Genomic DNA, 12,474 nt, shown 5'->3' with positions numbered 1-12,474 from the left:
TTCATTATAAATACAATTAACGATTGCCTGTATTTTGGTCACAAGTTAAAATGCGGGCTCAATGTGGAGTTTTTTTGTGTTTTTAATTGATGGTGGTTCATTATGCCAAACCCTTTTTTTGTTTTTTTAAAGAAAAAGCATACCCTCCCTAAAGTTACTTCATATACAGAAACAGAACAAACTAAGGAACTGCAACTCCTTGTCGCATCGGGTAATAAAGCCCAATACAGAAAGAGAGAAAAAGACTTTAATGAAGAGGGCTTTAAATTCAGATTAACCAAGGGCGTAGTCTATGAAATTAGGGATGAGGGGGAAGATATTGAAGTCCAAGTTGCAGTCCAGGTTAAAGGATTTACTTTAACGTGGTACTTTTGGACTATCGATGGCCTGGACCAGTTCCCTCAGGAATTTAGAGATAAATTATTTAATGCTGCATCAAAAGTTCAAAGAGAAGAGGTTGAGGGGGGATGCGACTTATATCTCAGAGGAAGCGATGAGCTCCACGGCAAATTAATGCATCATCTTAAAGCTGAATTTTGGCAAAATCATAATCATTATCGATTAAAAAATAATAAGTCCTATACACCAATTGAGTTTAATCAACACATGTTCGGTCTTGCCTCAACGGAAATTTACCAAGAGTTTTTTGAAGAAGGTGAAATCGAAGCCATTTGTGAGAAATTTGCACAGTTTTATAAAAAATGGATAGCAAAGGAGGGCTGTAGACCTTCACTTGAGGAGGAGTACTTTAATGATCCTGCACAAAAATTAGATCTAGAAGATGTGCTTGAGCTGGAGTTATTTGCCCATCAACAAGAACCTTGTCGAATTAATCTGTCTGAATTAAAAGTAGATTATGAAAAAGCAAGAAAGGAAATAGAGCGAATTGTTAGAGAGGGTCTAACTACGGAAAAACTAGGTGTCTTATTAGAGAAAGTTGACCAGGAATATAATGAGCTTGTGGCGTTTAGAAAAATAGGTGGAAGCAGAGGACTTACTCCTGAGATAACCGATTCGAGTGTAATTAAAGCAAGTCGCTATCCAGTGAGTCCAGGTCGGGATGATAAGCTTAAAAAAGAGCTACCAGATGTTCCAAAGTGGGCGTATAGTGTTCAAGCTGCTGTTGAAAAAGCAAAAGCATTTATCCTTGATGATGCAAAAAAGAGATTAGCTGTTCCGGAAAAGATTATTACCGACAGTATGAGTTTAACTGAAGCCCATGAAGTAGGAGTGGCAAATGAAGGTGATGACGGAGCAAAAACAGAAACAATGGAGGTGACAGCTCGTGAGACAGAACCGAGCAAACCAAAGTTACGTGCAGCATTTGCAAAGTCTATTGACGCCTCGTTTCTTAAGATCTTGCAAAAGGAAAATGAAAACGCAAAAACGACTAAAATAGCCTCTATTACAGAGGTACAGACGCTATTTAGAATTTAAGCTCAGCCTAATCAATTGAGGAAAAAGAAATGGGTAGACTTTTTCAAAATAAAAAGAAGGATGTTAACCGAATTTTTGGATGTTTTGTTGCAGCTGAAGCAAAATCCGGAGAATTTTTTAATAAATTGAATGCACTTCAGAATGAACTTTATACGGTAAAAACCAAAGAAGAGTTTGATATTGTTGTTCAAAAATTAATTAATGAGGGAAAAAATGTTCATCAATTTTTATCTGAACTCATAACAGGAGCAGATCAAGAGATTATGTCAAAAGTGATGGTGCAATTGGCTTCGCAGCCTAATCTCAAAAACTTTATCATCTTGTTAAATTATACAGAGCTTGTAGCAAAAAGTATTGCTAACACCAATGAATCATTAAGCGTGCAAGAATCATTAGTTGGTTTAACTGACGAGCAAAAAACGGCGTTACTCGTTTTCATTACCAAATTAAAAGAGCTTAAACCTATTGCAGCATTACTTGTAAATCAGGAAGAATTATTTAAAGTGCTTCTTCAACAAACAACTTCATTGGATGCTCTTGATGCGATAGAAACTGAAATTGAAAATAAAAATCGACTACTTGATGGTGCCCTAGAACGATTATTACCTTACCCTAAAGATGAACTCGTAGCAGGACAAATTATTAACATCTTGAAAGCCAATAGGCATCTACTCAAGGTATTACAATCATTTGATTTACATGAAACATTAATGGACGACATATTAAATGCAAGAGCAAGAATTCTCGCACATACTGACTCTCATGCGAGCGCTCAACCAGTGTGTTAACGAAAGGTTACATTTTTCTTGATGAATTTTGCCCTGGTTTATCAATTAAATCCAGGTGACGTAGTCGTCTTGCATCGAGGAAGAATCGCATCGGCATATCTTCAATGGATGCTTCATTCGATTGCTTTAAAGGCACATCATTATTTTTTAGGGTGATTATGATGAACAGAAAAAAAAGAAAGTCGAACTGGCATGGCCAGTTCGATGCGAACCAATTAAGGATTAAGCAGCCATTGATTTAACACGAGCTACTAAGCGACTTTTAATACGGGCAGCTTTATTCTTATGAATTAAACCCTTACCAGCTGCTTTATCAATAACTGGTTGTGCTTTGGTGTAGGCAGCATGAGCGGCTTCTTTATCACCTGATTCAACAGCTTTAATCACATTTTTAATGTAAGTGCGGAACATAGAACGTGCACTGGCGTTGTGTTGACGTAATTTTACGTTTTGGCGAGCACGTTTGATCGCTGATTTAATATTTGCCACTTAAAAATCTCCACTCATTCAGACGGTACAAAAGATGGTGATCATGCACAATGAGTCAGAATTTGTCAATAGACTTCTTTGTTTCTAAAGTAGAAATTGATTCGCTCTATTGCGATATGTCTGATTTTTATGCATAATCAATTGATCAATATGGAACCAAAGTCTCTCTAGCAATTATATTTTAAAATCTTATACCTTATATTTAGGTTAGGAAAATTAATTCATTTAGGTATATCATAAGGTATTTTATTTCATGCATAAAAATTATGTCAGCAACAGAAACAGAAATTATGGTACCTAAACGCCAGAGCTTGCTACGCTCAACGACCTTGGTTTCAGTCATGACCTTCATTTCACGTATTGTCGGTTTTATACGAGATATGGTTCTTGCCAATTTTTTTGGTGCGCAAGCAGGGATGGATGCCTTTTTTGTGGCGTTTCGTATTCCTAATTTTATGCGCCGTCTTTTTGCAGAAGGAGCTTTTGCGCAAGCTTTTGTTCCTGTACTTGCTGAATATCAAAAAACACGCTCTCCGAATGATGTACGAGTTTTTATTGCGCGCATTGCCGGATATCTGAGTTCAATTCTAAGTATTTTTACTGTGATCGGAATATTCGCCGCACCGGTGATTATCTATTTATTTGCTCCTGGCTTTAGCCATGACAGCAGCCGTGCTGTATTGGCAACAGAAATGTTGCGTATTACTTTTCCATTCTTAATGTTGGTTTCGCTAACAGCCATGGCTGGAGCGGTATTAAATACCTACGGTTATTTTGCCATTCCAGCATTTACGCCAGTATTATTAAACATCTGTATGATTCTTGCTGCGGTTTATCTATGTCCTCATTTGCCAATACCCGTAGTAGGATTGGCTTGGGGAGTGCTGATTGCTGGTATTGCGCAATTGCTTTTTCAAATCCCTTTTTTGCATCAGCGCAATTTATTGGTAAAACCTCAATTAGTGAGAAATGATGAGGGGGTAAACAAAGTTCTAAAGCTCATGATCCCCGCTTTATTTGGTGTTTCAATTGCGCAACTTAATTTAATGGTCGACAGCATTTTTGCCTCCTTTTTAAAAGTTGGCAGTGTGTCCTGGTTGTATTACACCGATCGCCTGACTGATTTCCCACTAGGTGTTTTTGGCGTAGCGATTGCCACAGTGATTCTCCCACATTTATCTCGGAGGCATGCGGAGCAAAGTATCAGCCAGTTCTCAAGTGCGTTGGATTGGGGACTGCGTTCTATTTTACTTATAGGAGTGCCTGCAGGTCTGGGGTTGTGTTTCTTTGCTTTACCTCTGATCTCAAGTTGTTTTGCTTATGGTAAATTTACTGCTTATGATGTGATTCAGACACAAAAAAGTTTAATTACTCTTGGAGCCGGTGTCCCTGCTTTTATGATGGTAAAGGTTTTGGCTTCAGGGTTTTATGCACGACAAGATATCAGTACCCCAGTGAAGGTGGGGGCAATTTCGATGGTGGTTAATACGTTATTATGTTCTGTATTCGTTTGGCACTTCGCTCATGCGGGTTTGACTTTAGCTTCGGCATTAGCAGGTTATGTCAATTGCGGCACTTTATTATTCCTACTGATTAAACGTGGAGCGTTCAAACCTTCGCCTGGATGGTTAAAATACAGTATGCAATTATTCTTAGCCAATGCAGCCATTAGTCTCTATTTAATTTTAATGAGTGGAACAGTCAGTTATTGGCTTGGGTTTTCTCCAGTAATGCGTTTAGGCATACTAGCCGCTCATGTAGCTGTTGCTGTGGTAATATATGTTGTAGTGTTGGGATTAGCCGGACTCAGACCTGCTCATTTTCGTGGCCAAGTGAAGGAATAAAAAAATGCAAGCAAAATTATTTTATGAGACTCAGAGTGATAGAGCGGTTCCTCTTTATTTGATGTCACAAAATCAATGGGAAGAAGGGATGAGCCTGTTTACACCTGCAGAACAAAATTGTCTTGCTTTGCATCAATTTCAAGGAAAATTGGGCGACTCCTGTTGTATCCAGAATGCAGATGGATTAATCGACAAAGCATATATTGGTACAGGAGATGGAAATCAGGTTCAGGCTTTAGCCAATGCAGCACTGGTACTCCCACCGGATACTTATCAAGTACAAGGAAGATGTACTCAGGAAGCAACAATGAATTGGGCTTTGGCACAATATCGTTTTGATGCTTATAAAAAACAAGAGATAAAACCTCGTATTTTAGTCGTTCAACCAGATGATTTGAATGCTCTTTTGGCTCTAACCCAAGCGCAATTTTTAGTGAGGGATTTGATAAATAAGCCGACTAATGATTTAGGCCCAAAAGAGTTAGCTGAAGTAGTAGAGCAATTAGCAAAAACACATAAAGGACAATTTAAACAATGGGTTGGCGATGAATTACTCGACGATAATTTTCCAGCAATCCATGCCGTTGGACGTGCTTCCAAATCAGCACCTCGCTTGTTGTCCTTAACGTGGGGGGATGAGAAAAACCCTCGTATTACACTGGTTGGAAAAGGAGTTTGTTTTGACAGTGGTGGGTTGGACATTAAATCCGCTTCGGGCATGCGTTTAATGAAAAAGGATATGGGAGGCGCAGCCCATGTAATCGGCCTTGCGCAATGGATTATGACTCGTAATTTACCCGTGCGCTTGCAAATGCTTGTACCTGCGGTAGAAAACGCGATAGGCCCCGATGCTTTTAGACCAGGTGATGTCTTAACCATGCGTAACGGCTTAACCGTAGAGATTCATAACACAGATGCAGAGGGACGTTTGGTATTAGCCGATGCTTTGGTCAAAGCATGCGAAGAGCAGCCTGAATTACTGATTGATTTTGCTACCTTAACAGGAGCTGCAAGGGTTTCCGTCGGTACCGAAATTGCAGCCTTATTTACCAATAAGGATCAATTGGCTGCCGAAGTCACTGCGGCATCATATCAAGTCGCTGATCCTGTCTGGAGATTACCTTTATTTGCTGCATACGAAGAGCTGCTTCGTTCGAATGTGGCTGACTTGGCTAACTCGAGTGATCATCCCTATGCTGGCGCTATTGTTGCTGGATTATTTCTGCAACGTTTCGTGTCCAAATCGATACCCTGGATGCATTTTGATATTATGGCTTGGAACTTAGGCAGTAAACCAGGTAAACCTGAAGGTGGTGAAGCGATGGGATTACGTACGGTTGCAGAGTATTTGTTACGTGTTTATGGATAGTTGTTTTGTTCCATGCAACAAGACATCGATCCTTCCAATAAGGAGATTTTATGTTAGTGACGTTTCATACAGATGCTTACGAAGACATTACCTATTTTGCAGATGTAGCTAAAAGTCTGCTTTCTTTAATGGGGCATAGTGGTACGGTTCCAGGAGCGATTAAAGCAGAAAATCTTCCTGAGGCTTTGCAAAAGTTACAGTCTGGGCTTGGCAAAGAAAACAAAATTGCTGAGGAAGATGACGACAATGAACCCAAAATAAGCTTGGCAAAACGAGCTGTTCCCTTAATCAGTTTGCTGCAAGCTGCGATAAAAAAAGACAAAGATGTGCTTTGGGATTAGTGATCTTTATGAGTCTAGCCTGGTTGCAAGCAACCAGGTTGTGCTAATCCAAACCTATTTCACTTCAATCTGATGTGTATGTAATTCACAACCTTTCGCTCTATAGTCCCTGTAATGAGTGCGACTCTGTTCTTTATCCGCTTCTGCGTTAATCACGATTTCCATAATGCGCTTAAATTTCGGGTAAAAATCAGGAACATGACTCGAAAGATTCAATAAAATATCATTAAAACCTCTTGGTTCACGTTCATAACCAATTTGTATTGGGGGCGGTGGTTCAGGTCCTTCACCTTGGAGGTTATGTGGGATAAAACTGTCCTCTTTGAAAGTCCACAACAGCTCATCCAATAACTCAGCATCCTGCTTGTTATTACATAAGACATAAACTTTATGCCCTTTAGCATAAGCTTTTTCCAAAAGACGACAAGCAACCAGCCAACGTGCATGGTTCTGGTCGCTCGTTAATAAGTAAAAATCAACGCGAATGGATGGCATGGCGTATTATTTGAGTTAATAAAGGAACAGGTCTTCCCGTAGCATTACGATTTTTACCGAAAACCCAGGCTGTACCGGCAATGTCTATATGGGCCCAACGATACTTTTCTGTAAAGCGGGACAGGAAACACGCAGCTGTAACACTACTTGCAGTACGATCAAAATTTGCATTGATCATATCTGCTAATGGACTATCGAGCGCATCTTGATACTCATCATCCAGGGGCATACGCCAGACACGATCATTGCTGTCTTTAGCAGCTTTTTCGATGAGCTGTGCTAATTCTTCATCTTGGGTCATAAAACCGGATGCTACCGTACCCAATGCAACAATAATTCCACCGGTAAGGGTTGCAACATCGATGACGAATTCAGGTTCATACCGTTCTGCATAAGTTAACGCATCAGCTAATACCAGACGACCTTCGGCATCAGTATTGATAATTTCAACAGTTTGCCCAGACATACTGGTGACGATATCCCCTGATTTAACGGAAGTACCACTGACCATATTTTCAGCACTGGCAATCAAGCCGATTACATGAATGGGAAGCTTCAGTAACGCGCATGCTTTTAAAGCACCCAATACACTAGCAGCCCCTGACATATCATATTTCATTTCATCCATAGCATTGGCGGGCTTGATGGATAACCCACCTGAATCGAAGGTAATTCCTTTGCCTACCAGAATGATTGGGGGAGTATTTTCTGCACCTTTGTAATGTATGTCTATTAGTCTTGGTGGTTGGGCTGAACCTTGAGCGACTGCCAATAACGTTTCCATACCCATTTGACGCATTTCTTCTGGCCCCATCACTTTGCAACTCATATTTTGTGCAAACTCTTTGCATAACTGCGTTGCTTGCTCGCCTAAATAAGTGGGGGTACAGATATTAGCGGGCATGTTCGCAAGATTACGGGTTAATTCCACACCCGCAGCAATGGCGTGGCCTAATTTTACTCCCTCATTACTGGCATTAGGTAAATAAAAAGTTACAGAATCCAATTGATGGGCTTTTGCCTTTTTCTTTTTAAAATCGAGTAATTGATACCGCTGATTATCCATTTGAATAATCATTTGTTCCAATTGCCAGTCTGCGGAATATTCATTTATTTGTGGGAGGCATATGGTTGCACTCCGAACACGATGCTTGATTAATGCTACAGTAATCTCTGTGGTTCTTTTTTTTAGTTGCGAAGGGCTGAATTTAGCTTGCTCGCCACATTGAATAATTAATAAGCTCCCTTGCAGATTATGATGCCATTGTATATCACCAGCTTCAGATGTTTTCTGAATCAGTGTGCTAATTAGGCCGTGGTTTTCTTGATCTAAAGCCCGGGCAAAATCAGATAAATCCGTATCAGAAAATACGCCAAGTACAAGACATTCGCTGGTTGATAACGAGGGGTTTTGTGTTAATTCATATTTCATTTTTTATTATCCTAATGTCTCGTGTAGCCTTAGGCATGGCGAAAACCGCCATACTCGATAGCCTGGGTCTCCTTGCCCTAGTTTCGTTTTCCGATAAGCGATCCCGCTGTCTCGGATACCGTCATGCTTCACCCAGGTTACAATTTAATTGCAGTTTACCTAAACTAAGTTTGGTTTTAAACAGGCAATTTACAATCTGTTAAGGGTTTTGTAGGTACAACAATTTGCACATTTATACCTTTAATTGTTGGACTATTTAGCGCTTTTTCAAGATAGTCAATCAATGGTACCTCAACTACTTTGCCATATTCTGACGAAGCTTGCCGAAAATACAATTGTCCGTCATGTCGAATTGCAAAACCTAAATGCGATATATTTAATGCAGTACCAATTTTTTGGCTTAGATCCCAGTTTGGTCTTACAATTTCAATGATAGCGCCATGAGGAATTTGCGCAAATAAATACATATTTGGTTTATTATGTTCGGGAAATAACGCAGTAAAGGGAAGGTAAGGGACTTTTTCGGAAGTCACTTCTAATTGAGCCCCTTTCCTTTTCAATTCATCTAATCGCGCTTCTTCTTTTCCTTTATCGGCATCTTCTAGTCTAATTGTTTCAATCGTTTTAAAGGCATACCAATTAGGTTTATTAATCACTGCCTCAGCGATTTGAGCTACTGGTTGATTATTTTTATCTTTAATCGTTAATGTAATGTCTTTAAGGAGTCCGTTTTGCTGATTGTTTTGATTCCAATCCAGGCCTTGAAAGTGATTTCGTTGAAGATAAGAAACGAGGCCATTTTTATAACGCATATTTTTTATGCATTGTTGAAACGAGGTTAGGGAATTGGCCAAAGCTAAAGACAGAACCGTGTTGACATAGGTATCGCAATCGAATGAGTCGACACGGTATTTAGGAAACTGATCATAGCGTGCCTTGGGACCCTCTCCTAAAGAACCAAGTAAATAAGGGATACCCAAAAATTGGCTGCTAAACCAATCTATTCTATCGGGCATGGAAGTATTCGGCATGCTGCTTAGTCTATGGTATAGTTCTTCTATAGAGGAGTTAGCTTGTATTTCAGTAGTATTCGAGTCAAAAGCATAACTTATAAAAGAAATGAGGAAGCAGGTTATAAAAATCAAATGTTTTAAGGGAGTAAGTGTGCACTTCATCAGTTTTTTCTATCTAAAGCCAAATAATGACTACATATTAACCTGTTACGGAGTATGGAGGCAAGAATGCTCAATATAATCTGGCTAGCGATGATACTGATTTCCGTAGTAGTTGGTGTGATTGAAGGACGTATTGATGAGGTTGGTCGTGCTGTTACTGACTCAGCCAAACTTGGTTTTGAAATTGCTCTTGGTTTGGCAGGAATCATGTCCTTATGGCTTGGAATTATGTCCATAGCGACCGAATCAGGACTGGTGACTGTATTGGGTAAACTTCTCAAACCGATTTTGAGACGGCTGTTTCCGGATATTCCTACAGAACATCCCGCAATGGGGGCGATCACCATGAATATTGCTGCAAATATGTTGGGACTTGCCAATGCAGCAACTCCATTTGGATTGCAAGCGATGAAAGAGCTGCAAACCCTGAACCAGCATGCCAAAATTGCGACCAACTCCATGTGTACTTTTCTAGCTATTAACACTTCAAGCGTGCAATTAATTCCTGCTACTGCAATTGCATATTTGGCGGCAAATGGTAGCACTAATCCAAGTAGTGTCATTGTCAGTTCTTTAATCGCCACTATCGTTTCTACTTTAGTTGCCATCATTGCCGTAAAGCAATTAGCGAAATTACCCATGTTTCGTGTTGGAAGGAAAGACAGCCTATGAGTGGATTTGCTAATCAGTTGTCTAATTGGATGCTTTTAATTTTTATTGTGGGTATTCCTTTATACGCTGCAATAAAAAAAATTAACGTTTTTGATGCATTTATCGTAGGCGCAAAACAAGGATTTGATACGATTTTGAGCATTGTTCCTTATTTAATCGCGATGATAGTTGCTATTGGAATGCTGCGTGCTTCAGGATTTTTTGGCTTAATGGCCAATCTGCTCGCTCCTCTTCTCGCCATGATTGGTATGCCTCCTGAAGTATTGCCCTTGGCCTTAATTCGGCCTTTCTCAGGAAGTGCTTCAACAGGATTAATGGCGGAGTTGGTTCATCAGCATGGTGGAGACTCATTTATCGCCAAAGTTGCAGCCACGATGATGGGGAGTACAGAAACAACATTTTATGTGATTGCTGTTTATTTTGGTTCTATAGGAATTCGCCGAACACGACATGCTATCCCAGCTGGCTTGCTAGCAGATCTTGCTGGAATCATTGCCTCTGTACTCGTTTGCCGTTATTTATTTGGGTGATTTTCAGAGTCAACTCAATAGAAAATTGCATTAACGATTATCCAATTCTTGTCTTTTTCTTGCCCTTGCTTTTACCCTTACTGGCGTAATTTGTTTTTTCAAGTGATTTAAAACGTGCAAATACATTTCGTACCTTCGCTTTAAATTGGGCCATTTCTCGCGCAGGAACAGGAGATGCTGTAGGGAGGTAGGTCGTTGTTGGATTTCTTGGTTGGTTATGAACATGCAGCTCATAATGGCAATGAGGACCTGTAGCCAGACCTGTTTGGCCTACGTAGCCAATTACTTGACCGCGTTTAATTCGGCTGCCTTTGGACAAGCCTTTGGCAAATCGAAGCATGTGTCCATACAGCGTACTGAAGGTTTTGTCATGTTTGACTTCAATCATATTTCCGTAGCCATTGTGTCTACCAATATTGGTAATGACTCCATCACCAACTGATTGAATGGGTGTGCCAATAGGCGCTGCGAGATCAATACCTTTATGTGCTCTTTTATAATGCAATATGGGATGATATCTTGAAGAAGTAAAGGTTGAGCTTATATGGCTGAACTTAATCGGATACCGTGAAAAGGCTTTCTTAAAACTTTCGCCTTTGGGAGTATAGTAATCACGGTTGCCATTTCTACTAATATGGCGTACCGCTTGTGCAGTTTTTCCTTGATTGGTATAGCTTACAGCAACAATATCACCAATACCTACCATTTTGTTTTCTACATAAAAGCTGTCATAGGCAATGGAAAAGCGATCGCCGCTACGAACAGAACGCGAGAAATCGATTTCCTTACGTAATATCGTAGTCATTTGTTGAATTAATTTTCGAGGTATTCCCAAGCGTTGAGCAGTAGCGAAGAGTGAGCCCGAGACGACACCTGTGACGTAACGCTCTTGAGTTTTTACTTTTTTGGAGTCTACTTTCGTTTTATAAACTGCCCCATCCCTATAAACAGTTAATGTTTGAATGTTATTCATTGGAATAACTAATTTTTCTAATTTATTTTTATTAATTAAAAATTTTAGTTCCTGACTCGGTTTTATTGCTGTCAGTGCTTTTGCATAAGGATTTTTTTGCATCACCAAATGTAAATTTTGTGCCGTTAGTCCAAGACGTTTAAATATGGTTGCCATAGAGTCACCGGATCTAGGCCTAATCGTTTGCCATTCGTTGTCCTTAACAATTTTTTTGATAGGTTTGATTGTTTTGACAGCATTATCAACGACCGTTTTAGCGGTCTCATTGGCAAGCTCAGGTTTAGACTCTTCAACAATTTCTTCTTCATTTTGATATGCGTTTTCTTGATAGCTTTCGTCTTGGTATTCTTCGGACTCATCCCCATCGAGATCAGGTAAGCTCAGGGTTTGAGTTTTGGGACCTTGATATGAGTTATGCGAAAATTTTTTTACAAGAAAATAGGGGAGTGAAAAAGCAATAATTAAGGCAAAACCCATTAATACCTTAGATGGCTTAGATTTTTTATTTTTATTTGTTTTTCGTTTTTCGATATATATATAAGGTTTCTTATCCATCGTTTGCCTATACATTGCCATCCGGAACTATGCTATTGTCTGCATTTATTAATTTTTCGGGTGACAAATTATTTTAAATCACCTTTTAGGTATGGCAGGAAATTGCCAACCGGGCTAAGATACTCGGTGTGAGAAGATAGGTCAATCATTTATAAAGGTTTTGATGTCATGATAGTTGAAGATTCAGTATGTTCCGAACTAGTAAGAGGCTGCGAAGAGGTACTTCCGCAGCAGGAATTGGAAAAAAAATTACAAAAAGGAACTCCCTTAAAAATAAAGGCAGGTTTTGATCCAACTGCACCTGATTTGCATTTAGGACATACTGTATTACTAAATAAGTTAAGACAATTCCAACAATATGGCCACGAGGTTAT

The 12,474-nt window shown here is 39.6% G+C and carries 14 protein-coding genes (1 of these 14 running past the window's edge); 9 read left to right on the top strand and 5 right to left on the bottom strand.

What is annotated here, in order from left to right; genetic code table 11:
• Nucleotides 1–102 precede the first annotated feature (102 nt).
• The 3 genes from OQJ13_RS05160 to OQJ13_RS05150 are packed head-to-tail and all read left to right on the top strand — an operon-like array spanning nucleotide 103 to nucleotide 2,381.
• A complete protein-coding gene (locus OQJ13_RS05160) occupies nucleotides 103–1,437 on the top strand; it encodes a hypothetical protein (protein WP_265709649.1) in 1,335 nt (444 codons plus the stop codon).
• Nucleotides 1,438–1,466: 29 nt separating this feature from the next.
• Nucleotides 1,467–2,225: a hypothetical protein gene (locus OQJ13_RS05155; RefSeq protein ID WP_265709648.1), complete on the top strand. Its 759-nt coding sequence runs from the start codon at nucleotides 1,467–1,469 to the stop codon at nucleotides 2,223–2,225.
• A gap of 18 nt (nucleotides 2,226–2,243) precedes the next feature.
• Complete coding sequence (locus tag OQJ13_RS05150) at nucleotides 2,244–2,381, top strand: hypothetical protein (RefSeq protein ID WP_265709646.1); 138 nt, start codon at nucleotides 2,244–2,246, stop codon at nucleotides 2,379–2,381.
• A gap of 66 nt (nucleotides 2,382–2,447) precedes the next feature.
• Here OQJ13_RS05150 and rpsT read toward each other — a convergent pair whose 3' ends face one another.
• Nucleotides 2,448–2,714 carry a 30S ribosomal protein S20 gene (gene rpsT, locus OQJ13_RS05145; protein ID WP_028381062.1) on the bottom strand — a complete coding sequence of 89 codons (267 nt, stop codon included), beginning with the start codon at nucleotides 2,712–2,714 and terminating at the stop codon, nucleotides 2,448–2,450.
• A gap of 266 nt (nucleotides 2,715–2,980) precedes the next feature.
• Between rpsT and murJ the strand changes: the two genes are divergently transcribed.
• From murJ to OQJ13_RS05130, 3 genes are read left to right on the top strand one after another with little or no spacing between them, the layout of a single operon-like run.
• Nucleotides 2,981–4,558, top strand: coding sequence for a murein biosynthesis integral membrane protein MurJ (gene murJ, locus OQJ13_RS05140; protein ID WP_265709645.1), 1,578 nt, complete (start codon nucleotides 2,981–2,983; stop codon nucleotides 4,556–4,558).
• Nucleotides 4,559–4,562: 4 nt separating this feature from the next.
• Nucleotides 4,563–5,927, top strand: a complete 1,365-nt coding sequence (locus OQJ13_RS05135) for a leucyl aminopeptidase family protein (protein WP_265709644.1) — start codon at nucleotides 4,563–4,565, stop codon at nucleotides 5,925–5,927.
• A 50-nt stretch (nucleotides 5,928–5,977) separates the two neighbouring features.
• Nucleotides 5,978–6,268, top strand: coding sequence for a DUF1840 domain-containing protein (locus tag OQJ13_RS05130; protein ID WP_265709643.1), 291 nt, complete (start codon nucleotides 5,978–5,980; stop codon nucleotides 6,266–6,268).
• A 54-nt stretch (nucleotides 6,269–6,322) separates the two neighbouring features.
• Here the strand turns inward: OQJ13_RS05130 and OQJ13_RS05125 are convergent, their stop codons facing one another.
• The 3 genes from OQJ13_RS05125 to OQJ13_RS05115 all read right to left on the bottom strand — a co-directional run bounded on the left by OQJ13_RS05125 (nucleotide 6,323) and on the right by OQJ13_RS05115 (nucleotide 9,370).
• On the bottom strand, nucleotides 6,323–6,763 hold the full coding sequence (locus tag OQJ13_RS05125) for a DNA polymerase III subunit chi (protein WP_058387420.1): 441 nt from the start codon (nucleotides 6,761–6,763) through the stop codon (nucleotides 6,323–6,325).
• A complete protein-coding gene (locus tag OQJ13_RS05120; protein ID WP_265709641.1) occupies nucleotides 6,744–8,195 on the bottom strand; it encodes a leucyl aminopeptidase in 1,452 nt (483 codons plus the stop codon). The genes OQJ13_RS05125 and OQJ13_RS05120 overlap by 20 nt, the downstream gene beginning before the upstream one ends.
• Before the next feature lie 176 nt (nucleotides 8,196–8,371).
• A complete protein-coding gene (locus tag OQJ13_RS05115) occupies nucleotides 8,372–9,370 on the bottom strand; it encodes an N-acetylmuramoyl-L-alanine amidase-like domain-containing protein (protein ID WP_265709640.1) in 999 nt (332 codons plus the stop codon).
• A 66-nt stretch (nucleotides 9,371–9,436) separates the two neighbouring features.
• Between OQJ13_RS05115 and OQJ13_RS05110 the strand changes: the two genes are divergently transcribed.
• Together OQJ13_RS05110 and OQJ13_RS05105 are read left to right on the top strand one after the other, a co-directional pair.
• Nucleotides 9,437–10,042: a nucleoside recognition domain-containing protein gene (locus OQJ13_RS05110; RefSeq protein WP_265709639.1), complete on the top strand. Its 606-nt coding sequence runs from the start codon at nucleotides 9,437–9,439 to the stop codon at nucleotides 10,040–10,042.
• Nucleotides 10,039–10,572, top strand: a complete 534-nt coding sequence (locus tag OQJ13_RS05105; protein WP_265709638.1) for a spore maturation protein — start codon at nucleotides 10,039–10,041, stop codon at nucleotides 10,570–10,572. Before OQJ13_RS05110 ends, OQJ13_RS05105 begins: the two co-directional genes overlap by 4 nt.
• A gap of 37 nt (nucleotides 10,573–10,609) precedes the next feature.
• Here OQJ13_RS05105 and OQJ13_RS05100 read toward each other — a convergent pair whose 3' ends face one another.
• The gene (locus OQJ13_RS05100; RefSeq protein WP_265709637.1) at nucleotides 10,610–12,100 is read right to left on the bottom strand and encodes a M23 family metallopeptidase; all 1,491 of its coding nucleotides are present in this window, start codon (nucleotides 12,098–12,100) and stop codon (nucleotides 10,610–10,612) included.
• A gap of 168 nt (nucleotides 12,101–12,268) precedes the next feature.
• Between OQJ13_RS05100 and tyrS the strand changes: the two genes are divergently transcribed.
• Nucleotides 12,269–12,474, top strand: the beginning of a protein-coding gene (gene tyrS, locus OQJ13_RS05095; RefSeq protein ID WP_265709634.1) for a tyrosine--tRNA ligase. Its footprint extends 991 nt past the window's final position; 206 of the gene's 1,197 nt are visible here — the first part of the coding sequence; it begins with the start codon at nucleotides 12,269–12,271; its stop codon lies off the right edge, out of view.

It is taken from the genome of Legionella sp. PATHC035 (assembly GCF_026191115.1).
Classification (GTDB): domain Bacteria; phylum Pseudomonadota; class Gammaproteobacteria; order Legionellales; family Legionellaceae; genus Legionella.
This window is presented reverse-complemented; position numbering and strand designations above follow the sequence as displayed.

Bases quoted from the DNA above. Each gene is read 5' to 3' on its own strand.
- OQJ13_RS05120 (WP_265709641.1), bottom strand. From the start codon at position 8,195: ATGAAATATGAATTAACACAAAACCCCTCGTTATCAACCAGCGAATGT.
- murJ (WP_265709645.1), top strand. From the start codon at position 2,981: ATGTCAGCAACAGAAACAGAAATTATGGTACCTAAACGCCAGAGCTTG.
- OQJ13_RS05155 (WP_265709648.1), top strand. From the start codon at position 1,467: ATGGGTAGACTTTTTCAAAATAAAAAGAAGGATGTTAACCGAATTTTT.
- OQJ13_RS05125 (WP_058387420.1), bottom strand. From the start codon at position 6,763: ATGCCATCCATTCGCGTTGATTTTTACTTATTAACGAGCGACCAGAAC.
- OQJ13_RS05130 (WP_265709643.1), top strand. From the start codon at position 5,978: ATGTTAGTGACGTTTCATACAGATGCTTACGAAGACATTACCTATTTT.
- OQJ13_RS05160 (WP_265709649.1), top strand. From the start codon at position 103: ATGCCAAACCCTTTTTTTGTTTTTTTAAAGAAAAAGCATACCCTCCCT.
- OQJ13_RS05135 (WP_265709644.1), top strand. From the start codon at position 4,563: ATGCAAGCAAAATTATTTTATGAGACTCAGAGTGATAGAGCGGTTCCT.
- OQJ13_RS05105 (WP_265709638.1), top strand. From the start codon at position 10,039: ATGAGTGGATTTGCTAATCAGTTGTCTAATTGGATGCTTTTAATTTTT.
- OQJ13_RS05100 (WP_265709637.1), bottom strand. From the start codon at position 12,100: ATGGATAAGAAACCTTATATATATATCGAAAAACGAAAAACAAATAAA.
- OQJ13_RS05115 (WP_265709640.1), bottom strand. From the start codon at position 9,370: ATGAAGTGCACACTTACTCCCTTAAAACATTTGATTTTTATAACCTGC.
- OQJ13_RS05110 (WP_265709639.1), top strand. From the start codon at position 9,437: ATGCTCAATATAATCTGGCTAGCGATGATACTGATTTCCGTAGTAGTT.